Annotated in this window: 21 protein-coding genes; all 21 read right to left on the reverse strand. The window is 32.0% G+C overall.

What is annotated here, in order from left to right; genetic code table 11:
- Positions 1-60 precede the first annotated feature (60 nt).
- Complete coding sequence (locus AC5M21_RS13020) at positions 61-975, reverse strand: glycyl-radical enzyme activating protein (protein ID WP_017144123.1); 915 nt, start codon at positions 973-975, stop codon at positions 61-63.
- Positions 962-3,316, reverse strand: a complete 2,355-nt coding sequence (locus AC5M21_RS13025) for a glycyl radical protein (RefSeq protein ID WP_008788086.1) — start codon at positions 3,314-3,316, stop codon at positions 962-964. Before AC5M21_RS13025 ends, AC5M21_RS13020 begins: the two co-directional genes overlap by 14 nt.
- A 9-nt stretch (positions 3,317-3,325) precedes the next feature.
- Complete coding sequence (locus AC5M21_RS13030; RefSeq protein ID WP_008788085.1) at positions 3,326-4,087, reverse strand: DeoR/GlpR family DNA-binding transcription regulator; 762 nt, start codon at positions 4,085-4,087, stop codon at positions 3,326-3,328.
- A gap of 170 nt (positions 4,088-4,257) precedes the next feature.
- Complete coding sequence (locus tag AC5M21_RS13035; protein WP_008788084.1) at positions 4,258-5,349, reverse strand: PTS fructose transporter subunit EIIC; 1,092 nt, start codon at positions 5,347-5,349, stop codon at positions 4,258-4,260.
- Between the two features lie 11 nt (positions 5,350-5,360).
- Positions 5,361-5,810, reverse strand: a complete 450-nt coding sequence (locus tag AC5M21_RS13040; protein ID WP_008788083.1) for a PTS sugar transporter subunit IIA — start codon at positions 5,808-5,810, stop codon at positions 5,361-5,363.
- A gap of 21 nt (positions 5,811-5,831) precedes the next feature.
- Positions 5,832-6,509 (reverse strand): beta/alpha barrel domain-containing protein, encoded by a 678-nt coding sequence (locus AC5M21_RS13045; RefSeq protein WP_008788082.1) that lies wholly within the window; start codon positions 6,507-6,509, stop codon positions 5,832-5,834.
- A gap of 9 nt (positions 6,510-6,518) precedes the next feature.
- Positions 6,519-6,827, reverse strand: coding sequence for a PTS fructose-like transporter subunit IIB (locus AC5M21_RS13050; protein ID WP_008788081.1), 309 nt, complete (start codon positions 6,825-6,827; stop codon positions 6,519-6,521).
- Positions 6,828-6,843: 16 nt separating this feature from the next.
- Positions 6,844-8,772, reverse strand: a complete 1,929-nt coding sequence (locus AC5M21_RS13055) for a BglG family transcription antiterminator (RefSeq protein WP_008788080.1) — start codon at positions 8,770-8,772, stop codon at positions 6,844-6,846.
- A 218-nt stretch (positions 8,773-8,990) separates the two neighbouring features.
- Positions 8,991-10,343 (reverse strand): Cof-type HAD-IIB family hydrolase, encoded by a 1,353-nt coding sequence (locus AC5M21_RS13060; RefSeq protein ID WP_008788079.1) that lies wholly within the window; start codon positions 10,341-10,343, stop codon positions 8,991-8,993.
- A 116-nt stretch (positions 10,344-10,459) separates the two neighbouring features.
- Positions 10,460-13,129, reverse strand: coding sequence for a DEAD/DEAH box helicase family protein (locus AC5M21_RS13065; protein WP_008788078.1), 2,670 nt, complete (start codon positions 13,127-13,129; stop codon positions 10,460-10,462).
- Between the two features lie 351 nt (positions 13,130-13,480).
- Positions 13,481-14,242 (reverse strand): ChbG/HpnK family deacetylase, encoded by a 762-nt coding sequence (locus tag AC5M21_RS13070; protein WP_054325403.1) that lies wholly within the window; start codon positions 14,240-14,242, stop codon positions 13,481-13,483.
- 142 nt (positions 14,243-14,384) lie between these two features.
- Positions 14,385-14,762, reverse strand: coding sequence for a DUF1667 domain-containing protein (locus AC5M21_RS13075; protein ID WP_008788076.1), 378 nt, complete (start codon positions 14,760-14,762; stop codon positions 14,385-14,387).
- On the reverse strand, positions 14,741-15,991 hold the full coding sequence (locus AC5M21_RS13080; protein ID WP_008788075.1) for an NAD(P)/FAD-dependent oxidoreductase: 1,251 nt from the start codon (positions 15,989-15,991) through the stop codon (positions 14,741-14,743). The genes AC5M21_RS13075 and AC5M21_RS13080 overlap by 22 nt, the downstream gene beginning before the upstream one ends.
- Positions 15,991-17,421 carry an NAD(P)/FAD-dependent oxidoreductase gene (locus tag AC5M21_RS13085; RefSeq protein WP_008788074.1) on the reverse strand — a complete coding sequence of 477 codons (1,431 nt, stop codon included), beginning with the start codon at positions 17,419-17,421 and terminating at the stop codon, positions 15,991-15,993. Before AC5M21_RS13085 ends, AC5M21_RS13080 begins: the two co-directional genes overlap by 1 nt.
- A gap of 1 nt (position 17,422) precedes the next feature.
- A complete protein-coding gene (gene glpK / locus AC5M21_RS13090; protein WP_008788073.1) occupies positions 17,423-18,910 on the reverse strand; it encodes a glycerol kinase GlpK in 1,488 nt (495 codons plus the stop codon).
- 222 nt (positions 18,911-19,132) lie between these two features.
- Positions 19,133-20,467 carry a family 4 glycosyl hydrolase gene (locus AC5M21_RS13095; RefSeq protein ID WP_008788072.1) on the reverse strand — a complete coding sequence of 445 codons (1,335 nt, stop codon included), beginning with the start codon at positions 20,465-20,467 and terminating at the stop codon, positions 19,133-19,135.
- Positions 20,468-20,477: 10 nt separating this feature from the next.
- Positions 20,478-21,899: a PTS transporter subunit EIIC gene (locus AC5M21_RS13100; RefSeq protein ID WP_008788071.1), complete on the reverse strand. Its 1,422-nt coding sequence runs from the start codon at positions 21,897-21,899 to the stop codon at positions 20,478-20,480.
- Complete coding sequence (locus tag AC5M21_RS13105) at positions 21,896-22,693, reverse strand: carbohydrate deacetylase (RefSeq protein WP_008788070.1); 798 nt, start codon at positions 22,691-22,693, stop codon at positions 21,896-21,898. The genes AC5M21_RS13100 and AC5M21_RS13105 overlap by 4 nt, the downstream gene beginning before the upstream one ends.
- 92 nt (positions 22,694-22,785) lie before the next feature.
- On the reverse strand, positions 22,786-23,616 hold the full coding sequence (locus AC5M21_RS13110; protein WP_008788069.1) for a PRD domain-containing protein: 831 nt from the start codon (positions 23,614-23,616) through the stop codon (positions 22,786-22,788).
- A gap of 136 nt (positions 23,617-23,752) precedes the next feature.
- On the reverse strand, positions 23,753-24,223 hold the full coding sequence (locus AC5M21_RS13115; protein ID WP_008788068.1) for a PTS sugar transporter subunit IIA: 471 nt from the start codon (positions 24,221-24,223) through the stop codon (positions 23,753-23,755).
- A 312-nt stretch (positions 24,224-24,535) separates the two neighbouring features.
- A partial coding sequence (purB, locus tag AC5M21_RS13120) for an adenylosuccinate lyase (protein WP_493531505.1) occupies positions 24,536-25,801 on the reverse strand: 1,266 nt, incomplete at its 5' end.

Raw genomic sequence — 25,801 nt, forward strand, 5'->3', positions numbered from 1 at the left:
TGCATCCTTAATTTCTTCTAAATCAACTGTATCAATAATAAATTCCATTTCTCTTTTCTCCTATTCGATGATTAAATTTTTTATACCTGTCTGATAAATCAAATCATAAAAATGCTGCATTTGTTCTTGATTAAACATTTTTAAGTCTGTTGACAAGCCATATTCTAAACCTACAAGTGAATACTTAGATGAAGCTAATGGATTATAATTCAATAATTCATACTTGACTTCTGGATAAATATTCACTAAGAATTCAGATATCGCTGTTATATTGTCATCAGTTGCACTCATTGATGGAATCAATGGTGTTCTGATAATAACCTTATCTCTATGTTGACTTTCTAATATATATTTTATATTGTTTTTAATCAGATGTGAAGAGACACCTGTATATTGTTGATGTTTTTGATGATCATATATTTTTAAATCAACGTAGATTAAATCTAAATAAGGTAAAGCTTGTTTCATCAAATCTAATGAAACATGCAATGATGTTTCAATTGCTGTATGAATCCCCTCTTCATGACAACGTTTTAAGATTTCAATCAAGAAATCACCTTGCATAAAGGGTTCACCACCAGAAAAGGTTACACCGCCTTCTTCACGAAAGAAAACTTCATCCTGTTTTATTTTTATCATTAATTCTTCAATATCATACAATTCACTATCATAACGAATGGCTCCAGTGGGACAATACTTTACAAGATTATCAAAATTTTCACACTCCTTATTGAAATAAGGACGATCATTTTGATAAGTCATTTGACCATCATTTGCATATTGCTCACAACGACGACAATGAATACAACTCTTTTCAAAATAAATGGGGTTGCGTTTTGAAGATAATCCTTCAGGATTTTGACACCACACACATCTCAAGGGGCAGCCCTTAAAGAAAACTGTTGTCCGAATGCCATGACCATCATGAACTGCAAATCTTTTGATATCAAAAACAAGTGCTTTAGATATCTTCATAAGCTGTTCTCTCAATAATTTCATCTTGCAGTTTACCAGCTAATTCTACAAAGTAAGCTGTATAGCCTGCCACACGAATTGTTAATGACTTATGACGTTCTGGATGAACTTTCGCATCTAATAAATCTTCTCTTCTTACGACATTAAATTGAATATGAGGAATTTCCAAATCCACAAAGGCACGTAAGAAATTCTCAAACTTACGCATTCCTATTTCTGTTTTGAAGAACTCAGGTAAGAATTTCATATTTAAAAGTCCACCATTTGTTGTCAGAGTGTTCTTCATGCGTGAGACAGATTTTAAAACAGCTGTTGGCCCTGATAAATCACGACCATAGACTGGTGACATTCCACCATCAGCAAGCGGTGTCAAAGCATTGCGACCATCTGGAGATGCTCCAACATTCTCTCCCATTGGAACATGTGCAGAAACTGTATACATACCTGTATGATATGGACCCCCACGATAATTTGTAAATTCTTTCATTCTCTCTCTAAAATATTCAGCCCACTTGGCACCAAGATGATCAACCCATTCAATATCATTACCATATTTAGGCGCCTTATTTAATAACATTGCCTGTGTAATGTCATGACCCTTAAAATCATCTTGCAAAGAAACAAGCAATTCATGCTTTGAAATCATCTCTTCTTCATAAACTAATTTTTGAATAGCAGCCAAGGAATCAGCTAAATTCGCAACCTGAATCATTTGAATACCTGATAAATTATATTTCGCACCACCACGAGTGACATCCAGGCCTTTTTCTAAACAGTCATCAATCACAGTTGATAAGAATGCAGATGGTAAGCATTCTTGATGAACTTTTTCAACAATAACTTCAGCCTTCATCATTTCTTCAATAAAATAATCAACTTGTTTTTGAAATGCATTTTCTAAATCCTGAAATGTTTGATAAGTTTCAAGACTTCCTAAATCCAATCCTATCTGATTCCCAGTCAATAAACATTTTCCATGATTTAGGGTTAATTCTAAAGCTTTATTCAAATTAAACATGGCGGCATCTGACCATCCTAAATTATTTCCATGAGTTGTCAATTCAACACAACCAACAATTGCATAATTCAAAGCATCTTGAGGTTCAATGTTTAAATCATCAATCATTGTTTGCACAATAGCTTCATCATTAAAAAATTGAGGCATACCACTGCCTTTTGCAACAACCTTGATTGCTTCTTGCATCAATTCATGTGATGAATGTTTATTCAAACGAACTGATAAGTTTGGTTGGGGTAATCCTAAATGATATTGCGCTTTCAAACAAAGTAAAGATATTTCATTATATGTGTCTTGACCATTTTCATCTAATCCACCAATCGCAATATTAAAGCCAATAGGAAATCCAGCAAAGTATTTCGCACTATGTTGATTTCTTAAATAGACAATTTCATTAAACTTTAACCATAAACATTCTAATAATTCTAATGCATATTGATCATCAATAATTCCAGCATTTTTATCCTTTTGATAAAATGGATAGAGGTATTGATCTATTCTCCCTGGTGAAAATGATGAAGCATTTGATTCCATGTGTAGAATGACAAAGAGAAACCATAAAGACTGTAAAGCTTCATGAAATGATTCAGGTGCACGCTTTGATAAATGCAAACAATTATCTGCAACTGTTTGTAGTGTTGCTTGATATTGTGATTCAACATGAGGAAGCATCTCTTTTATATAATCATGATACCTTCGCATAAATGTACATGCTCCCTGTAAAACTAAAATTGTACATTCATAGAATTCCTTGTGCTCTTTGGAGCATGTCTTTAATTTCTCTTGGGCCTTTTTGATTAAGCCTTGTGGTCCTAATTCTAACCAGAGCTTGGAATCTGGACAAATATGTCCTTGCGCATGATCTTTTTGATTAATTTTCACAACCTTAGCCATAGCATCAATCTCTTGACCATACTGATGACGAATAACATCTTCCATAGAATGACCTTTCCAATATGGATAAATCACTTCTTTAAATTCTTGAATATCTGCTTCTTTTACAAGAAACTGATCTTGTGGACGATAAGGTAAATTTTCGATTTCGTTATAAACCCATGAACAGCCACTTTCAGGAAAAACAACACCATAACGAACACCTTTTGTTCTATTCCCAACAATCAGTTCTTCTTTTTCTACACCTATTTCTAATTCTTCTAACGCCGCTTTTAAAGAGAGAGCTCTTTTCATAGGAATCGACAAATCTTCATTTTGCTGATAAACACGTGTAATAATTCTTGCTTGTTCAATAGAAACATAGCGTGGCTCATTCACCATCTTTTCTTTTAAAGTTTTCACACGATTTGTTTGATATAACCCTTCCATAACTTCCTCCTATATGATAACTAAACCATAATCTTCTAAATCTTCTTTGATGTTTGTATGAAGTTCTTTAGAAGTCAAGAGACCACTCACATCATTCAAAGAGGCAAACACAAAGCTGCCATCTTCTTTAAACTTTCTTTCTTCACATAATAAATAACTCATTTGACTTTGTTGAATAAGTGTTTTTTTCATAAAACCATCATCCACATGATAAGTTGATAATTGTCCTGTTAATGTATTCACACCAACAACACCTAAAAAAGCTTTATCGATTTTAAATAATTGAATCATTTGAACAGAAAGAGAACCCCAAAACCCATCGCATTCCTGATTTAACTGACCACCAATGAAAACAATGGAAATATGAGAACTATGACTGAGAATATTTAAGACATCTATCATATTTGTCATGACTGTCATCTGTAATGAAGATTCACTTAATAATTTTGCAATTTCAACACTTGCAAGTGAAACATCTAAAAAAATGGTATCCCGCTCATGAATAAGTGTCATGGCTTTTTGAGCAATCAGAACTCTTTCATGATTAGGTGTATTTTTACGTTCTTCACTATTATACATATGAGGATTTTGGCGAACACTAACTGCTCCTCCATACGCTTTTTTTAATAAACCTCTTTTCTCTAATATAGCTAAATCTTTTCGAATACAGTCTTCTGTCACTGCAAACTTGACACTTAAATCCTTGACTCTCACACTGCCTTCTATATTCACTTGGCTTACAATACTTTCTTGTCTTTCTTGAGCAAACATATATTCTCCTTTCTTATCGTTTATTATTATTTATTATTGATTTATCTTTATTATAATTCTTTTTAAAGAGATTTCAAGACTTATTTCAATATAAAACAATAAAGATTAATAATAACATAAAAGAAATGAGAGTTTGACTCCCATTCACTTTTTATTATCCTATATACGGTTTAAAGAATTTCAATATCTAACTCAATGTCATTATCTTCTCTTTGAACTTGTTCTTTCGTTTCCTTCTTGAGAATACCCATCAGGATCGCACCAACAATTGCCCCTATACAAATAGCCAAAACATAAACCAATGGATTGGTTACAATCGGAGCAACAATAAATCCTCCCCAAGGAGCTGGATTACCCGCACCAAACATCATTGCAATCACTGCTCCTAATCCGCCACCTACCATACAAGAAGGTATGACACGGAGTGGATCGGTTGCAGCAAAAGGAATTGCACCTTCTGAAATAGAAACACAGCCCATAATTAAAGCTGCCTTCCCAGCTTCTTTTTCTTCTGTATTAAATTTATTCTTAAAGAGTAAAGTAGACAATCCACAGGCAAGAGGTGGAATTGCACAAGAAACTCCTACAGCTGCCATAATTAACAATGATGATTCATTAGGCAAACCAGTTGCTGGATTGATATTAGATAACATGGCTGTTCCAAATCCATAAGAAACCTTTCCAATTGGACCACCCATATCAGTACAATTCATCATTCCAAGAATAAGTGCTAAGAAGATGGCATTTCCAGTACTCATGCCTTCTAAGAGATCTGTTAAGAATGTCATTAAAGCTGCAATTGGTTCACCAACAATAAACAACATTATTGATGAGACAATTAACCCTCCTACCAATGGTATGACAAAGATTGGCATGACTGATCTTAATGAACTAGGCACCTTAATCTTTTTTAAATAACTGACAACAATCCCTGCCAAAAGACCTGAAATGATTCCACCAATAAACCCAGCCCCAATATTATTCGCAATAAAACCTCCAATAATTCCTGGCGCTAACCCAGCACGATCACAAATAGAATAGGCAATAAAACCTGACAGAATAGGAACCATTAAACCTAATCCTGCTGATCCAATAGTAGCAATCTTTCCCAATGCACCTTCTGTTGGAACAGCATGTTCTCCTCCAATCAAAACACAAACCGCCAAAACGACACCACCTGTAACCACAAATGGAATCATATATGAAATTCCAGTCATGACATGTTTTTTTGTTTCCCTTAATATTTTCATTATTTCTTCCATGATAATTCTCCTTATATTTGATCTTCTAATAAAGTCACAACATCTTTAGGATCTTTTGCAGTTGCTAACTTCTGACGAAATTCTTCATGAATTAATTTTCTTGATAATTGGGCAATGATTCGCAAATGTTCATCACCTTGACAAGACTCTGGAATTGCCAATAAGAATACAAAGCGGACGTCATCACCATCTAAACTTTCCCAAGCAATATCTTCTTCTAATCTTCCAAAGGCGACTGTTGAAGATTTAACTGTTGAGCTTTTTCCATGTGGAATCGCAATTTTAAACCCAATTCCAGTAGATGTCATATTTTCTCTTTCAAATACACTCACTACATACTCCTCATAATTCTCTATTCGCTTAGCTGATTCAACATTTCTAGCCAGTTCCTTAATAGCCTCTTCCTTTGTTTTTGCTTTCATATGTAAATTAACAAGTTCTTCATTCATGATACAAGACATAATTATTCCCCATTTCTCACACTAACGTGTTGCTAGTTCTATATTTGACACTGCAATATCTAAAGCTTTTTTGGTATCAGTATTTTTGCCAAACAAACCACTTGTTCCCACAATAAAAACATCTACACCCGCTTCATACAATTGTTTATAATAATTTTCATTACAGCAGCCATCAACTGCAATACTATAATGATAATGATTTTCTTCTCTATATTGCTTAGCTTCAGCTATTTTTTTTAATGTTGCTTCTACAAATGGCTGACCAGCAAATCCTGGATCTACGCTCATTATCAATAAACGATCAATAATATGTGCATATGGTTTAATGATTTCTAAAGAAACTGCTGGATTGATAAAAACACCAAATTGGACATTCTGAGAATCTAAATAGCGCTTCATACGATAAACCTGCTTTTCAATAATTTCTGGAGGCATAGTTAATATTTTTGCTCCACTTTGACAACACAGTTCAATCAAATCCATATCAATATTATCTACATATAAATGAGCATCCATAGGAATATCTGTTATCTTTGAAATCTGCTCCATAAAGCATGGTGCCAAAGACATATTTTTACAATAATGCCAGTCAATAATATCAACATGGTATTCATTAGCTTTCATATTTAAAATCTTAATCTCATTTTCTATATTTAACAGGTCTATGCACATCAATGATGGCGAGAGTTTCACTTTCATTGATCAATCCTACCCAAACTTTTCTTTTAACTTAGCCATAATTGCACCTGCTTTGTTAATACAATCACCTGCACTGACTCGAACCACAGGCTTTCCTTTAAATCTTTCTTCATTTTTAATACCAATATTATTTGTTAAAATCACAGCATCTGCTTCTAAAATAGCATTCTTATCTAATTCATTTTCAATCCCAATAGACCCTTGTGTTTCAACAGCAATCTCTATCCCCTTTTCTTTAGCAGCAACTTCCAAACTTTCAGCAGCCAAGTAAGTATGTGCTACTCCAGATGGGCATGATGTCACAGCAACAATTTTCATTTTCTAATCCTCCTCCTTATTGATTAATACTTTTTATAAATTCATCTTTTGTGTTCATTTTAAAATATTTTTCAACATCTTTTCTTTCTCGAATGAATTGATAAAGTTCTCCTAAAAGATTTCTTACATTTGCTTTATCTTTTTGATTGATATTGATTAAAGCCACAACATCAATCTTTTTATCATTCCATAATATCTTATGTTTTAAATTAACAATAACTATTTTTGTTTCTCGTGTATATTCAATCGATGCATGAGGAATGGCAACTCCTGAATCCAATGCAGTCGTCCCTATTTTTTCACGTTCTAAAATAGATTTTTCAAATCCCTCTTTCACATATCCAGCTGAATATAACTTTTCCATCACAAACTTTAAACACTCATCTTTATTCTTGAATTCCATATCCCAAAAAATCATTTTCTCTTCAATATATTGTTTTAAATATTGAAAGTGCTCAATTTCTCTTTCATAGTCATCTTTATAAAAGAAATTTGCATATTTCTCTGTGATCTTTTTTAAATCTGAATTGGATATCAATGCACTCACTTTAATGATAGGAATATCTTCAATATCTAAATCAATTGTTGAAATAATCAAATCTATTTTCCTTAAATCACGCTTCTTTAAGGCATGGTATGTTGTAATTTCAAGAGTATCTTGAGCAGGAATCGCTTTTTGAATTTTATGAAAGATTAATTCTGATGTTCCAATCCCACTTAAACACACTATTAATATTTTTTTACCACCTTTATTTCTTTCTAAAGCAACTTGGAAATAAACTGTCAAAAAAGCAATTTCATCTTCCGTTAAAATGACCTGATATTGAGATTCAATTTTATAGACACTATGTGCGATAATTGAAAACAATATAGAATACTGTGTCTGGATTTCATGTAGTAAAGGATTCTTAATATTGGCATTCATACGCAATCTATAGATCATAGGTGTAAAATGAAACAAGAGACTTTTGAGCAGCTTCTGGTCTTGATTAAGATTCACTTTTAAGATTTCACTCAATTGATTGATAAGTTCTTGAATGGAACTTAAATATATTGGATTGACTGGAACTTCTTTTATCTTTATTTTTAAAGCCATCAATTGTTTATTTATATAATCAACATCTTGACTTTCATAAACGATTTGAAACTGACTACAAATACGTTTTAAAAGTTCTTCTGCTAATATATAAGAATCTAAATATTTCATTTCTTCAAATAAAAAATCTTTTTCAATATATGGGTGTTTGCCATACTTCAGTCTTGATATAAAAACAATTAATGTTATGAACATACGCCTTGAATACTTATGAGAAACATGAAGCTGATACTCACCAATAAATTCATGAAATATCTGATAAACACCATCAACAATCTCGCCTTCTATAAATAATTTTAAGAGAGATAAATCTTCTTTTTGTAATGTGTCTTCACTTCTTTTCTTCTTTAATGAAAGTCGTTCTTCTAAATACGTGACTTGACAAAGTTGTTTGTGATATTCATCACCAATAACGTATGTTCCTTTTTTATCAGAAACAAGCTGAATAGAATATTTCTTAAAGAAATGTTGGATTTTTTCTAAATCCTTTGTAATAGAAGATGTACTCACCATAAAATAATCAGATAGTTTTTGATAAGTCAATGTTTGTTCTTCGAGAATGAGTTTTTGAATAATAATAAGTTGCCTTTCTAATGTACTTAAAACCTCTACACCATTAAGTGAATGTAATAAGTCTATCTTATCTTTTTGTGAACCAATCAATCGAATTCCTCTTCCCTGTACTTTATGAACATATAAATCACTATCTTTGAGTTCTTCTTCTATGAACTCTAAATAATTAAAAATGGTTCTTGTAGAAACATTTAGGCCCAAAGCAAAGAAGGATACTGTTTGATAATCATCTTCTTCAATCATTTTTTCAATTAACTGAATAGCTTTTTTATTCATAAATATCCTCCTTTCTACACATTTTATTTTATCACTTTTTGTCGAAATTGATATCTCAATTCACTTCATCATCAATCATGCAAAAAAAGAATATATATAATAACCACTATACAAACGAGTAAAAAAAAGTAACATCACGTATGATGTCACTTCTCAACAATCCATATCTTATATATAATTCATCTTTATAATCACATAAAAATAAATATTTAATCAATTTACTCAATTTCTTTAACGACACGACAAGGGTTCCCAAATGCTACAACATTTTTAGGAATATCTTTATTTACAACACTTCCAGCCCCAATAACTGAGCCACTTCCAATTGTCACACCAGGTAACACCACAACATTCGCCCCTAACCAAACATTATCTCCAATTGTAATTGGTTTTGCTTTTTCATAACCAGCATTTCTTTTTTTATAATTTAAAGGATGAATAGCTGTGTATAAACCAACTGATGGACCAATAAAAACATTATCTCCAATCGTAATCTTTGCACCATCCATAAAATAAGCATTGGAATTAACAAAAATATTTTTACCAAGTTGAATATATGGTCCACAATCACATAAAAAAGGTGGAACAATTTCTAGATTCTCAACTTTGGCTTGAAAAATGTCCTCAAGAATGCTCTGACGCTGTTTTAATTCTAAAGGATCTGTTTGATTATATCGATAACAAAGATGATGCGTATTCAATCTATCCTTAACAACTTTTGGATCATGATTAGCGTCATACCACATTCCAAGTAATGCTTTTTCTCTTTCAGTCACTTCAGGAATATCAAAGAGTTCTAACAATGTTTGAATAACGCCATGTTGATTATTTGATGGAACAACGCGATAAGCAACTTCCTTAATCGCTTGACTTCCATTATCCATTGCAAATCCATATTTCACTTTTTCAATCATTTCCTTGTCATTACCACCATCACCAAATGCTACACACTCGTCTAATGAGATATGATATCGTTGACAGAGAAATTCAATTGCTGATCCTTTATGAAAACCAGGAACAATTAAATCAATGCTTCCATGCCCGCTTGATACAGGCTGAATAACATGGCCTAAATCTTGAATAAGGTCTTTTAAGATATCTTCTGTTTCATTTTCAGGTACCATTAAAGCAATTTTTAAGATTGTATCATTGATTTCTTTTAATGATTCAATGATTTCTAAACGATAATAATATTTTGAATAACAATCATAAAATTCTTGATCCCCATTTAAAAGATAAGCAGATTTCATTCCACATAAACATATACGAATATGTTTATTTCTTTGTAATCTTTGAATAATAATATCTAGATTTTCATAAGGAATTTCATTATGAAAAATGTCTTGTTTATTTTCAATAATCAATGCACCATTTTCACTAATATAAGTGAGTTCATCTTGGAAATCATCAAAAAAAGATTTTAATTGATAATATTGATTTCCACTTGCAACAACAAAGTGTATTTCATTTCTTTTCAAATATTGATAAATTTTTCTAAAGATACTTCTTTGATAATTCATTTGAGAATCCAAAAAAGTTCCATCCATATCTACCGCTATAAGTTTAATCATCTTATCTACTCCTTTTTATAATATTAGTATTATAATCTAAATATCAACGCATGAAAACAAATATCAGATGATTTTCAAGACTTGAAATTATTAACCCACTGATTGAGAAAAGGAACTTATTCTAAAGCCCCTTTCACCTTCTTTTTTGTTAAACAGCGCTCTTGTCGGTTTGCTAAAGCATGTATTCTTCCTTGTAACAAGATTTGTCTCCCTTGAGTATTTCGTGTATAAATAACATCATATCTTCCAATAAAGGGTTTCATATATTGAGCAAATATCTGGGCATCTTCTTTACGTTTCGCAAAAATTTCTGGAATAACAAAATAACCTTCCATTTTACGTTTCTTTCTTGATTTATATAAAATATATCTCTGATTATCAATTTCTCCAAAAAATTCATATACACATTTAGCAAATAATGTCTTATCATGACCAGTCCCACCAGCTAAGTAAACAACATGATAAATCCCCATTAATTCAGTCTTAACAATGCAATGAAGTGATTCTAACTGTCCCGTTGCCTGCATAGCCTGGAGAATACCTTGTCCAAATATTTGTAAACGTGATAAAGGATTTTTATATAGCACAATCTTTTTAGCAAATATAAATAAACAATAAAGTACGATAAAAAGATAAAGTCCCAAAATGATAGCCATTGTTCCTAAAATAGGTAACAAACTTATTCCCAGTATCATTCCTAAAACACCACAGATCAATGTCATGATAAAATGTCTAATCGCATCTGTTAAAATAACTGCTGTGATCATTTTTTCTTTAACCTCTACATCTTCAACCACTTCCATTTTATCATATACAGCCAAAGATTGATTCCAACGTTTTTTTAAATGATCCCTATTTGATGATAATTGTAACATTTGTTTATTTGTCAATTGAATATTATGCTGGTTCAAAGGTAATTTGATGGCAGTTAAACGTTCTGTTCCATTTTCAATAATATTATCAGTATAATGTAATCCTAAGAAATGTTCCATACGACGACATAATGTCTGATAGTCTTCACTTGCTTCTAAACCTTCTAAAGTTTTCGCCTTCTGAGGGTCAACACAAACCAAATGCCATATATGACTTGTTTTCTGTGGATTATTTGTGAAAGTACGTATTGCTCTTCCACGCATCTGATTACTTAACATAAAAGAGCCAACAAAACTAGCAAGTATAAGAGTATTGACACAAGGGGAATCCCATCCCTCTCCAAGCAGTGATTTTGTTCCAATTAAGACCTGTATATAACCCATTTCAAACAACGAACTCACTGCCCCTACTATAGAATGATTATTTCCACTCATATTGACTTTTACATATTCATTTTGACTTATACATCCAAGAGATTCAAAAGAAATTCTTTCAGGTTCTTCAACAAGCATTTTTAATTTTTCTTTTGCATGACTAGGAATAATCACCATCGTACCACAGAGAACTCCCAATTGGATATTCTCCTGCTGATTTTCATTTTCTCTTCTTAATAATTCAAAAAATGGTAAAACCCCTAAATTATGAACATCCCTTGAATCATCACCAACTGCTTTTTCATATTCACTGCGTATATAATCTGTTAAGATTAATAATCTTAAATCATCTTTCATACATTTGTATTCATGAAAAACAATATCTTTTATACTGTCACATTTACCAACTGATTTCACTAACATTTTTTCAATTGCCTGATTCACAACAATAGTCACTTGATTTCTTTCAATAAAACCTAGAGACTTTAATTCTTTGATAAGTTCCTTTTGATAATCTTCATCTATATGATATGAAAATGTATCATCATATAATAACCCTTGTAATAAAATCTGTAACCATTTCACTGACATCTTTTCTAACTGTTTATAACCTAAAATCTGTTTAAATTGGGTTGGATAACTTAACTTCTTTTCTTCTAAATAAATAAGTAGTGCTGATAAATATTCTGGCTTTTCTAATAAATGATCTAAATCAATATGTCCATGTAAACATTGATGTGACTGAATAACAGATTGAAACTGTAAATCGTTCATGATTCTTTGAAGAAGAACTTCTCCATTTTCTTTGAATACTTTAATCTCCTGTTGTTCTTCTTTTGTTGGATAATTAAAATAAACATAATCTTGATGAGGACATAGACTCCCCTCCTTTACCAATTCAGGGACAGTTATTTCTTCATCAATTTCACCACACATATCAATGTAACGAGTCCACATAGATAGCGAAGAATCATATGGTGGAGTCGCAGTTAAAGCAATCGTATAATCCCACTTTAATTCCTTTTTAAATGTTTCTAATGATTTCCACCATTCATTACGTAAATGATGACACTCATCTAAACATATTGTTTGTATTTTAGCATCTTGAATTGCCTGTAAGAGATGATAATCGTGATAATCAACTTCTTCTTTTCTCTTTATTCCCTCATCATCTTCTTCAACAAGTTCTCCCTGATATCCTGACATGGCACTATGGATCGCTTGATATGTTGTCACTGTAATAAGTTTTAAATCTTTAATATCCTGTGATATGTAGTTGCTTGCTACAATACCTTGACATAAAAAGGCTTCTTCAATTCTCTCTACCCATTGTTCTCGTATTGTTATTGTTGGAACAAGAATAATAGCTGGTTGATCTAATAAACGAATCAATTCAATGCCCAGTGTTGTTTTTCCAGAACCAGGAGCTGCAACAATATGCACTTTTCCATCACGTTTATATTCTAAAAAATGGTCTAATACTCTTTTTTGATAAGAACGCCACTCTCCACGAAACTCTAATATATGATCATATAACATAATATCCCTCCATCGTTATATTCATCTTATCATAATTAAGTCTCTTTTTGTTTTTTAACGGGAAAAAAGTCTCTTATAAATAAAGAATACATTTGTCTATATAGTTTATTGTCTTAAAATATATAGTGAATTATCCTTGTAAACATCTTATATTACATATTTTGCCTATCTTGTAAAAGATGCAAGAAGTCTACGACCAACTTCTTGCTCCCTGTCATATGTAACATACTTTTTTGCATCTTTTTAAAAAAAAGAAGTCAAACAAACAGATATTCATGATATCTATTCATTTGACTCCAAGAATTTCTGCACTTTGTGATAAAATTGATTAAACACATAAACCTGTTTAAATTATTTGACCAAATCTCTAAATGAAATCACTTCTACCCCTTCTTGATCTAACCATTCTTTTAATTTTGTACTTGTTACCAAGGTATAATCTTTTAAACGTTCATCTATCATTGATGAAGTCACTGATAAATCATAATCAATAAATCCTGGATGTGTCACAAGTAAATTCAATCCATCTTTTATTTGATAATCTCCCTTTATAAACATATCTTCAAAATGGTTATTATGTTGTTGATAATATTCATATTGTTTCATTGCTTGCTCATGAATAGACTTATCAAAACATTTATCATATATGCATACTGGAACCTGATATTCTTGATAAACTCTTAAAACTGCATTAATGAGTTCTGGAACTTCTAAAACATGTAAGTCAATATACTCAGGTAACTGTCCTACCCAGTCAATATATCTTTCTATTTGATACTTTGCTTCTAAATATGCTTCATCTTCATTAAATAATACTTCACCTTTAATAAGCTGTTCTCTTCTGAAACGACTAGAGATAAAAACACCATTTTCATCAACTAATGTTGGAATTTGATCAATTGGTGCTAATGCTTTTCCATTGGTTACATTTACATGCAAACCTAAGCATAATCCTTTATGTTTCTTTGCAAGTAGGATAGCTTCTTTAGCATAAGGCATATTGATCATAATGGCCATACTATTGACAATACCTTTTTCATAAGCTGATAGCATTCCCAAAGTCACACCTTCACTATATCCTAAATCATCACCACGTACTAATAATTTTTTCATATACTACCTCTATTCTTTCTTAGAATTATATCTTTATTGATATATTTTTCATTCATAATATCTACAAAACATATTCCTCGTTAACACTAATCGTCTTTCAAATTTAATCTTAATGTATGTCCTCATAAACAAAATGAGTTCTTTAATCAACTCTCTTCATACTGCGACTGGCAATCATATCAATACCTAATCCAAAAATATCTTTGACAATAATATCTTTTTCATGAACAGGAGCAGTCACAACAACTTCTTTAAGTAATTTCATTGTTTCTTCTATCTTATCAAATGGTATTGGAGCAGAAGATATAACTGGTATTTGATGATAAATAGCATTTTTAATCACAACCGTTGTTGTTAACATACGTGTTGGATGAGTCATTTCAGCAATTGCATACTGCTTACCTCTTGGACAAGTATTTCCACTCACTTCAATTTCTTCACCATCTTGCCTGATTGTTAGATGACAGCCAATTGGACAAGTGATACAAACCATCTCTTTTAACATACTTTCACTTCCCATTCTATATCTCCTTGAATTTGTGACAAATCACTAGCTTTTAAAACGACTTTTTCCATTTCTGCTGGTGCAACACTGCGTTTTTTCACAATCTTTTGAAATTCACCACTTTTTATAATAATTTGACAATTCTTATGTGGTGCCTGTACCCTTAATGAGCATTCTATATCTCCTTGAGCATGTTCATGGATGATTTGAGGTAAAACATAAGAAATTCCATCTTTAGCAATTTGATTGAAAACATTTCCAGTCGTAGTTTTTCCTGAGATATATTGAACTGCATAATAACCTGCTTTATTGGCTTCAGATGTCACAAAGTCAACAAGATCGTGAACATGTAAAACATTACCACATGCAAAAATACCAGGAATGGATGTCATATAACATTCATCAACAATAGCCCCTTTTGTTTGGGGATGAATTTTGATACCAGCATCCTCACTTAATTTATTTTCTGGTATCAGACCAACTGATAATAATAAAGTATCAACCTCAAACTCTTTTTCAGTATCAGGTATAATTTGACGCTTTTCATCGACAGCTGAAATAATCACCTTTTCAAGGTTATCTTTTCCAACTATTTTTGTTATTGTATGACTTAAATAAAGAGGAATATCAAAGTCTTCAAGACATTGTTTGATATTTCGTGCCAACCCATTAGAATAAGGCATTACCTCAGCAACTCCTAAAACCTTTGCACCCTCAAGTGTCATTCTCCTTGCCATAATTAAACCAATATCTCCACTTCCTAAAATAAAGACTTTTTTCCCAACTAAATAGCCATCAAGATTCAAAAATTTTTGGGCTTGTCCAGCATTATAAATTCCATTTGGACGTGTTCCTTTAATATCAATAGCACCACGTGTTCTTTCACGACAACCCATAGCTAAAATAATGGCTTTTGCTTGAATCTCAATATATCCTTTTTTTGGAGAAACAACAGTTAGTGTTCGATCATCTCGCATCTCAATGACAGTACTCTCTAACCAAATTTCAATATCCGGATTATCCTCCACACGATCAATAAAACGCTGGGCGTAACCTGGTCCACTCAATTCTTCTTTAAAAGTATGAAGCCCAAAACCATTGTGGATACATTGTTGTAAAATTCCCCCACATTCAACACCTTGTTCAATAATTAAAACATCATGGCACCCATTTTGACTCGCTTCATAAGCTGCTGCCAGTCCAGCACTTCCGCCACCAATAATCACTATATCATGTGTTTCCATTAAAGTGCCTCCTTTGCCTTAGCGGGTAAAATTTCTGTATGTTGCCCTTTATATTCAATACTTTGTTTATCTTTATGAAGTTCTCTGGCAAGTATGGTCAGGACTTCTGGTGAACAAAATCCTCCCTGGCAACCTCCCATTCCTGGTCGACAACGCTTCTTCACACCATCAATTGTTGTGGCACCAGCATAGCGATGAATGACATCAACAATTTCACCTTCACTAATCTTTTCACAACGACAAATTATTTTTCCAAAACGTGAATCTTTTTGTATCAACTGATTTTTTTCAGTTGGCGAAAGATGTTCTAAAACAATATCAGGTCGACGTTTTTGATAATGGTCTTTCTTTATCATTTGAAATCTTTTTGCTACAAATGTGTCTTTCACATATTTAGCAATTGCAGGCGATGCTGTTAAGCCTGGTGATTCTATACAAGAAACATGAATAAAATTTTTATAATGAGAATCTTCTTCAATCACAAAATCCCCTGTATTTCCTGTTGGTCGAAGACCTGAAAATGTTCTAATGATTTTTTGAAAGGGAATATCTTTCACTGTTTTTACAACATTCTTTTTCACTTCATCTAAAGCATGAGTTGTTGAAACATCATCTTTATCAGATATAGGTTCGCTGTTAGGACCCAGTAAGACATTCCCATGAATTGTAGGAACAACCAAAACACCTTTTCCTTTTGAAGAGGGAGTTGGATAAATAATATGATTCACAATTGGTTCAGTTAATTTTCCAAGAATATAATATTCACCTCTTCGAGGTGTGATGTGATAATGTGTATTTTCGAGATAACTTGCAATCGTATCTGCATAGACACCAGCAGCATTCATCACCATTTTTGCATCAATAGAACCTTTATTTGTAAAAATCCGATATCCCTCATTAATTTCTTTAATTCCTTTGACTTCATGATTTAAGAAAAGTTCAACGCCATTTTCCATTGCTTCTTCTATAGCTGCAATCGTGACTTTCCAAGGTGTAATAATTCCTGTTGTTGGAAGTGATAAAGCTTCTATAACAGTATCTCCAATATGTGGTTCTTCTGATATAATCTGTTGTCGATTCAATCTTGTATAAGGAATTTTCCTTTCTATCGCTTGCTTTTCAAGTCGGTCTAAAGTTTGTGATTCCTCATCACTTGTTGAAACAACAAAGGCACCAATTTGTTGATAGTCAACTTGTAATTCATTACATAAATCTGGAAACATACGATTTCCTTCTAAATTAAATCTTGCCTTTAAAGTTCCAGGTTTCGGATCATGACCTGAATGAATAATAGCACTATTTGCCCCAGTAGACTCCAAAGCAACATCATTATTCTTTTCTAAAACAGCAACATCCAATTGATACTTTGACAATTCATGAGCGATTAAACTTCCTGTAATTCCACATCCAATAATCACAATATCTTTCACTTTAATCCTCCTCAAAAGCTTGACAGCTTTTTACTGCTTTTTGCCAACGCTGATACATATGATGAGATAATTGTTTATCTATTTTTGGTTGATAGGTTGCTAGGACATCTGCTTGAAAATCATTCATTGTCCAATAGCCAACAGCAAGCCCTGCTAGATGAGCTGCTCCTAAAGCTGTTGTCTCATTCACTTTTAAACGTGTTACTGGAATTTGTAAAATATCACTTTGGCATTGTAAAAGGAATTTATTCTCAGTTGCACCACCATCTACAAAAAGTTCCTTAATTTTTATATTTGTATCCTGTTGCATAGCTAATACCAAATCTTTACTTTGATAGCACATTGCTTCTAGGGCTGCTCTTGCTAAATGTTCTTTGGTTGTCCCACGTGTAATTCCAACAATAGAACCACGGGCCTGATCATCCCAGTAGGGAGCTCCTAACCCAGTAAAAGCAGGAACAATCACAACACCATCACTATCTTTAACTGAAAAAGCCATTGCTTCTGTTTCACTTGCTTTGTGTATAATGTGAAGGCCGTCACGTAACCACTGAATTAAACTTCCTGAGACAAAAATACTTCCTTCAAGCGCATATTTTGTTTCGCCATTTAACTTCCAAGCGATTGTTGTTAATAAGCCATGATTTGATTGAACAGCATGCTCTCCTGTATTCATCAACAAGAACCCACCTGTTCCATATGTGTTTTTCATTTTCCCTTTTTCAAAACAATTCTGACCAAATAAGGCAGCTTGCTGATCACCTATCATTGCAGCAATAGGAACTTCATGATTATAAAAATGATAAGGAGCTGTACAACAATAAACTTCACTTGAAGACACAACCTCTGGCAACATACTATCTGGAATACCAAACAACTCTAACAGTTCTTGATCCCAGCATTGTTCATAAATATTATAGAGCAATGTCCTTGAAGCATTCGTAACATCAGTAATATGACGTTTTCCACCACTGAGTTTATAGACAAGCCATGAATCAATCGTTCCAAACATCAATTCACCATTGAGTGCTTTGTCTTTCACTCCTGGTACATTTTCGAATATCCATACAAGCTTTGTAGCAGAAAAGTAAGGATCTAAAAGCAATCCTGTCTTTTTACGGATAATGTCTTCTCGTCCAGCATCTTTTAAGCGTTGACAAATTTCATCACTTTGACGAGATTGCCAAACAATCGCATGATAAACAGGAATGCCTGTATTGCGATCCCAAACAACGGTTGTTTCTCTTTGATTTGTAATCCCTATTCCTGCAACCTGCTCAGGTTTAATTCCTGACATTTGAATCGTCTCTGTCATCACCGCTAATGTTGATAACCAGATTTCATTGGCATCATGTTCTACCCAGCCTGGATGAGGAAAAAACTGTTGAAATTCTCTTTGGGAAGACATCACAACTTCAGAGTTATGGTTATATAAAATTGTTCTGGTACTCGTTGTTCCTTGGTCAATTGCAAGGATATATTTTTCCATATATTCCACCTACCTTAATTTAATTAAATCACAATTTCTTACCTGAAACAATCAAAAGACATATTCTATCCAAAGAAAAATACGTATGTAAAATTTCTTAGGTAATAGTCTAAAGACCAAACACTTTATAACATGTTTGGTCTTTTCTATCTTATTACTCATTGATGAGATTATGTCTGTATTATTCATATTGGGAGGTCATATATACAAACATATCATATATTATTTATTATAGAACTTCGGATTCCAATAGTCTTTATTCAATTCTAAAAACTCATCTAATATTTCTTTACCTTTACGATAAGAAGGAACCGTTTTGTTTAATAAGATGGCTTGTAATGCTTTTTCCTGCGATCCTTCTAAACATGCTTCAACAGCAAGTTTTTCATAACCTTTTTGTGCTTCCATTAATGATTTATGAAATTGAGGAATATAACCCACTGCAACTGGTTCAATTCCTGCTGCACCAACATAACACGGAACTTCTACAACCGCATCATGATTAAAGTTTCCAATCGCACCATTGTTCATAACATTTACGATAAACCTTTCTTTCTTGTCGTTAATAATAGAACTTGCTAAATTCACAATATAATTTCCATGAACTCCTGCGACTAAATAAGAATCTTTAGCACTCTTATTTTCAATAACTCTACGACATTCTTGATACACTGTTATTTCTCTACCAGCTAAAACTGAATCTGCTCTCGTAAATTCATGATCAAATTGTTCTAACATTTCATCATGGAAATAATAGTATTGTAAATAACATAGTGGTAGAAAGTCAGGATATGCTTTAAACCCTTTAATAACATTATTAAATGTTTTAAACCAATAATCATCTAATTTTCCTTCATCCTGAACTGCATTAAAACCTGTCATTTTACCACTCACAACATCTTCTCTTAATTGTGGTAGTAAATCCTTACCTTCTTTATTATAAACATTTGTAAACCAACCAAAATGGTTAAGTCCAAAATATTTAAAAGTTAAATCTTTTTCATCATATCCAAAGTACTCAGCAACTTGTTCTTGTTGTGAAATAGGCATATCACAAATACACAACATCTTTGCTTGTGGATAAGTTCTATAAACAGCCTCTGATACCATTGCCTCTGGATTTGAGTAGTTTAATAACCATGCTTGAGGACAAACTTCTAAAGCTGTTTTCACTATTTCTAAAATAGCAGGAATTGTTCTTAAAGCAAAAGCGAATCCCCCTAACCCACAAGTTTCTTGACCAATAAGTCCATGTTTATAACAAGTATGTTCATCAATAGCTCTTTGTTCATTTCGCCCAGGTCTAATTTGAATAAATACATAATCTGCTTCACTCAAAGCTTCTTTTAAATCGGTAGTCCAGCTTGTCTTAATATCATTTCTTCTTTCTGACATATAAATTTTACTAAACTCACCCATATGATAAACTCTTTCATAATCAATATCATGTAAACAAAGTTCTGTTAATTGTATTTCATCTGCTTTTTCTACAAGTGAACCAATAATTCCAGGAGTATGTGTTGAACCAGCTCCAATAATAACAAATTTATTTCCCATCTTTTATCTCCTATTCATCTAACATTGCTTTAAATTCTTTAGCAACTTTATTAACTTCAGTACCAATAATAATCTGAACAGATGTATCACTAAATCTGATGACACCTTTAGCACCTGTTTTTTTAATATTCTCTTCATTGACTAGAGAACCATCTTTTAACTCTAAACGTAAACGGGTTACACAGTTCTCTACTTCTTCCACATTTTCTTTACCACCAACATTTTGAAGTATCTTTTTTGCCATATACTGATAATTTGTATGTTCAAGTTTTATATTCATTTCATCAGCTGAAACTTCATCTTCCTGAAATTCAAGTTCATCTTCTCTACCTGGTGTCTTCAAATCACCTTTTTCAATCATAAATTTGAAGCCAAAATAATAAATAAAGAAGAAAACAATTCCGACTGGTATAATAATCCAAGCATTCGTTCCCATATTAAAGTTTAATACAAAATCAATCACACAGAAATTAATTGACATTCCTAAATGAACATCTAATAAGTAAAGAATTGCTCCTGCTGCCCCTGTAAGCACTGCATGAAAAGCATACAAACGAGGTGCAACAAACATAAATGAGAATTCAACAGGCTCTGTAATACCAGCTACAAAAGTTGTCAAAGCTCCTGAAGTCATTAATGATTTCGTTTTTGCTTTATTTTTTTCTTTAGCAGTTTTATAAATTGCTGCACAAGCACCTGGTAAACCAAACATCATTGGGATAAAGAACATTGCTAAGAATAACCCTGCAGTTGGATCACCAGCTAGGAATCTTGGAATTTCACCTTTAACAACTTCTCCACTTGCAGTGACAAATGTACCTAACTCATAGTAAATATAAGTGTTAACAACATGATGTAATCCGACTGGAATCAATAAACGATTTGTTAAACCAAAGACAAATATTCCAAGAGCACCTGCTCCTGCAATCCATAATCCAAAGCTATTGAGTCCTGCCTGACAAGGCACCCAAATATAACTAAATGCGATTCCCAGTGGAATCATTGCGATTGGTGCTAATGTGACAACAAATTTATCACCTGTAAAGAATGAGAACATTTGTGGTGTTTTCCATTCTCGACTATAGTTATAAATAATTGCTGTTACAGTTCCTACAACAATTCCGGCAAAGACCCCCATACTAATTGTTTCATTCATGGCTGTTAAAACAGCTTTGAATACTGATAATGAGATTACTGCTCCTAAGATTGGTGTTGTTTTATCCTTTGTTTTCGCATAAGCAATAACTGCACCAATTGCAAATAAGACATCCATCATTCCAAAAACAACCCATGAAGCTGTTTCAAGAATAGGTAAGTTAAGTAAATCTGGAGCACTTAAACGTGCTAATAATCCTGCCGCAGGTGTTGCAGCAATTGGAATGAGCATTGCTTTACCTAACTTTGATAACTGTTTTAAAATTTTATTCATCATTTTCCTCTCTCCTTTTCTATATCTTGATAAGTACATAATTCAAAATGTTCTTTTACATACTTTGTCAATTCATTATTTTTTATTGCTTCACATTCTATAATTCTTGGATAAGCAAAACTTGATTCTGTCACAATTTTATAATCTAAATAAGCAGGATGCCACATCACCTCTATAACCCTAGCATCTCCAACCTGTTCTAATAAACAACACATTTCTTTAGCCAAAGCAATACCCTGTTCTTTACAATTTAAAATCTCTTCTTTATTGGTTGACCATGGATCAATTAAAACATCATTACATTTGATATCATCTTGTTTCAATACAAAAGGGTCTCCAAATGAATTACGAACTGGTAATCCATATTCTTTAGATAGTCTTTTGACTATATCAGGATTATTTTTAAATGTATGAATATGGTGATGTGAATCTAAATGTGTTGGAACAATTCCATTGGCATAGACCTTCTCAATTTGAGTTTTCCATTCTTTATACACTTCCTCTTCATCAACAGATGTTGTTTCATCATTGTAAAAAGATAACTTTTTAAAATAACCTTTTTCATCAACAAGTGTTTGATGGCCTTCCATAACAGGCTTTCCACATGTTAGTGTCAAATGAATACCAATTCCTAAACCTGGATTTTGTTTTGCTAAAGCGACTGCATGTTGAAATCCTGGCATTCCTGGCATTAACGTTGTAGACGTTAAAATCCCATCTAAATAGCTATCAATAATTCCATAATTAATAGCATGAGAATAACCAAAATCATCTGCGTTATTAATTAATTTTCTCATTTTTTCTCTCCTCTCTCTAAACAAAAAACCCAAAATATAAAATACGTATGTATCTTATATTCTAGGTTTTGCCTGCTTTATCAGTTACAATCCTATTGACCTAATATTTGGGTCATATGTATCATCAGATATACAATTTCAGCTTGATCCACATCATAATCAAGTTCATTCTTAATATATCTCACAATCTTTTTCTCACATTGTACAAGTTGGGGATTGTTTTTAATTAATAATAAATAAATCCCTTCATTCGTATAACTATCATGTACTTCACCATTTCTAATTCTTCCTATAAAAAACCGAAGATGAGTAATAAGTCTCATATAATTAAGAGAACTTTTATCTAATGTTATATGAAAACTATTCTCTATAATTTTAACAATATCTATAACCATCTGAACCAATTCCATTGATTTTGTTGCTTTTTCATCCTCAGTTTCTGTAACAAAATAAACTGCAAAATAACCAGCTTCATCAATAGAGAGTTTGACATCTAATTGTTGTTCAATATAATCAATAATCCATAAACTAAATTCAAACTCTTCTTTCCAAATTGTTTTAATCTCCATCAAAGTGAGATTAGGAAGTGAGATATTCTGTTTCGCTCTTTCTATTGCTGCAGCTAAGTGATCAGTAAATTGAATAAAGAAAGCTAAACTGATTTTCTTTCCAAATCTCTGCTTTGCTTGTCTAAGAATTTGATCAGATAAACTAAAATATTCAGTAGGCACTCTTGCTAAAAGTTGATTTATTTTCTTCTTTTTATCATCTTCCAAATAAAATTGTTGTGTAATTCTTGCTTTATCTATCTGATCACCAATCTTCTTTTTATAACCAACTCCTGCACCAGTGACAATCATCTCTTCACCTTTTAAATTACAGCAGCTTACAACATTATTGTTGTATATTTTCAAAATTTTCATAAGCCCTCCTAATAAAAGAACACCTATAAATAAACAAATCATATTGTTTATTCTATAGGTGTTGCCTGCCTTATCAGTTACAATCCTAATACTTTATTTAATCATATAATATGCCTTTTTTCTTGTCAACTTTTATTTAGTACTTCATAATCGTTGTTTCACCAGCAAGACATTTTATCACATCAGTTATGAGTTCTATTTTATAATCATCACTATTCAAAATAATAACTGGTGTTTCTAATGTATTGCCTTTGTTTTTAAAGAATTCAAAATCTGCTTCAATAATTGGTACTCCTTGTTTGACAACATCACCAACATTTGCTAAAACATGAAATCCTTCACCTTGGCTTAATGCAGTATCTAATCCTATATGAATAAGAATTTCTAATCCATTATCTAGTTGCATACCAAAAGCATGCTTTGTTTCAGCAATTAAAGTGATTTTCCCATCTGCAGGAGCAACAAAAATATTTTCTACTGGATCAATTGCAACCCCTATTCCCATCATTCCAGATGCAAATACTTCATCTTTGACATCTGACAATTTCATCAGTTTGCCAGATACTGGAGCAACAATCTTCTTCTCTTTTTTAAATATATTAAACATAAACAACCTCCAAAATAAAATAAGACAAAGCACTCTATAAAAGAATACTTTGCCTAATTGAATAGTTACAAATCTTTTTTACACTTATATATTATCAAAGCGTTTACATAGTGTCAATCTTTTTTTATCTTTTATAAACAAAAAGACTTTTTGGTACTGGTACAATTCACTTCCTTTAACATATCATATCACACATTCATGTTATTATTAATGAACATGAAAATTTTATATAATACCAACATTTAATACATATTTTATTCAATCATTTCAGACATATAGAAAAAACATTCCTAAGTAGGAATGCTTAATCATTTATTTCAATTTTAAGTCAACTAATACATCAGCTAAGCCAATATAAGAAGCAGGCGTCATATGAATAAGAGTTTCACGATCTTCATCAGATAAAATATCAAGTCCTTCAGCAAACTTAATAATATCTTCTTTAGAAATACTCTTTCCTCTTGTTAATGCTTTTAATGTATCATAAGCATCTGATCTCCCATATTTTCTTAACATGGTTTGAATCGGTTCAGCTAAAACTTCCCATTTTTCATTTAAATCAGCAGCTAGTTTTTCTTTGTTGACAACACATTTTGCTAAACCATTCATTGTTTCATGAATAGCTTGTAATGAATATCCAAACGCTAATCCTAAATTTCTTTGAGATGAAGAGTCAGATAAATCTCTTTGCATACGTGATTTAGGAAGTTTATTAGATAAAGCTACACAGATATTGTTTGACATATCAATATTTGCTTCACTATTCTCAAAACGAATTGGATTGACTTTATGAGGCATAGTACTACTTCCAACTTCGCCTTTCACAGGAATTTGTTTAAAGTATTCCATTGAAATGTATAGCCACATATCGACATCAAAATCAACCAATACATTGTTAAAATGACGAATACCATCAAGAATATGACAAGTATAATCATGACTTTCAATTTGAGTTGTTAAAGGATTAAAAGTTAATCCTAAATATTCTTCTACAAATTTCTTAGCCATAGTTTGCCAATCAACATTAGGAAAAGCTGTTAAAATAGCACTATAATTTCCAGTTGCTCCATTAAACTTTGCTTTAATTTGAATGCTTTCAATATTCTCAATACTTGACATCAAACGATAAGCATAAACCTTAAATTCTTTACCAATTGTTGTTGGTGTAGCTGGTTGTCCATGTGTATGAGCTAGCATTGCATCATCTTTATGTTCAACTGCCCATTGATTAATCATATTAGCAAATTCTTTAGCTTTAGGTAACCAAACATCTTTTAAACCATATTTTAACATACATGCATAAGATGTATTGTTAATATCTTCAGAAGTACATCCAATATGAACAAAACTGATTAAATAATCATATCCCATATCTTTTAATGCATTTCCAATAAAATATTCAACAGCTTTGACATCATGACGTGTTGTTGCCTCAATGTCTTTAATACTAGCAAATGAATCATAATTAAAATTCTTAGAAATCGCTTCAATTTGACTCATATCAGCTTGATTAAATTTAGCTAAGATATCATTATCAATATTATTAATTAAAAATTTTAACCATTGAATTTCAACAAA

The organism is Coprobacillus sp. (genome assembly GCF_984815275.1).

Coding starts and splice junctions, on each gene's coding strand:
- AC5M21_RS13075 (WP_008788076.1), bottom strand. CDS start 14,762: ATGGGAAGTGAAAGTATGTTAAAAGAGATGGTTTGTATCACTTGTCCA.
- glpK (WP_008788073.1), bottom strand. CDS start 18,910: ATGGAAAAATATATCCTTGCAATTGACCAAGGAACAACGAGTACCAGA.
- AC5M21_RS13105 (WP_008788070.1), bottom strand. CDS start 22,693: ATGAGAAAATTAATTAATAACGCAGATGATTTTGGTTATTCTCATGCT.
- AC5M21_RS13115 (WP_008788068.1), bottom strand. CDS start 24,223: ATGTTTAATATATTTAAAAAAGAGAAGAAGATTGTTGCTCCAGTATCT.
- AC5M21_RS13110 (WP_008788069.1), bottom strand. CDS start 23,616: ATGAAAATTTTGAAAATATACAACAATAATGTTGTAAGCTGCTGTAAT.
- AC5M21_RS13040 (WP_008788083.1), bottom strand. CDS start 5,810: ATGTCTTGTATCATGAATGAAGAACTTGTTAATTTACATATGAAAGCA.
- AC5M21_RS13095 (WP_008788072.1), bottom strand. CDS start 20,467: ATGGGAAATAAATTTGTTATTATTGGAGCTGGTTCAACACATACTCCT.
- AC5M21_RS13060 (WP_008788079.1), bottom strand. CDS start 10,343: ATGATTAAACTTATAGCGGTAGATATGGATGGAACTTTTTTGGATTCT.
- AC5M21_RS13035 (WP_008788084.1), bottom strand. CDS start 5,349: ATGGAAGAAATAATGAAAATATTAAGGGAAACAAAAAAACATGTCATG.
- AC5M21_RS13050 (WP_008788081.1), bottom strand. CDS start 6,827: ATGAAAATTGTTGCTGTGACATCATGCCCATCTGGAGTAGCACATACT.
- AC5M21_RS13070 (WP_054325403.1), bottom strand. CDS start 14,242: ATGAAAAAATTATTAGTACGTGGTGATGATTTAGGATATAGTGAAGGT.
- AC5M21_RS13030 (WP_008788085.1), bottom strand. CDS start 4,087: ATGTTTGCTCAAGAAAGACAAGAAAGTATTGTAAGCCAAGTGAATATA.
- AC5M21_RS13065 (WP_008788078.1), bottom strand. CDS start 13,129: ATGTTATATGATCATATATTAGAGTTTCGTGGAGAGTGGCGTTCTTAT.
- AC5M21_RS13020 (WP_017144123.1), bottom strand. CDS start 975: ATGAAGATATCTAAAGCACTTGTTTTTGATATCAAAAGATTTGCAGTT.
- AC5M21_RS13045 (WP_008788082.1), bottom strand. CDS start 6,509: ATGAAAGTGAAACTCTCGCCATCATTGATGTGCATAGACCTGTTAAAT.
- AC5M21_RS13080 (WP_008788075.1), bottom strand. CDS start 15,991: ATGGAAACACATGATATAGTGATTATTGGTGGCGGAAGTGCTGGACTG.
- AC5M21_RS13055 (WP_008788080.1), bottom strand. CDS start 8,772: ATGAATAAAAAAGCTATTCAGTTAATTGAAAAAATGATTGAAGAAGAT.
- AC5M21_RS13025 (WP_008788086.1), bottom strand. CDS start 3,316: ATGGAAGGGTTATATCAAACAAATCGTGTGAAAACTTTAAAAGAAAAG.
- AC5M21_RS13100 (WP_008788071.1), bottom strand. CDS start 21,899: ATGATGAATAAAATTTTAAAACAGTTATCAAAGTTAGGTAAAGCAATG.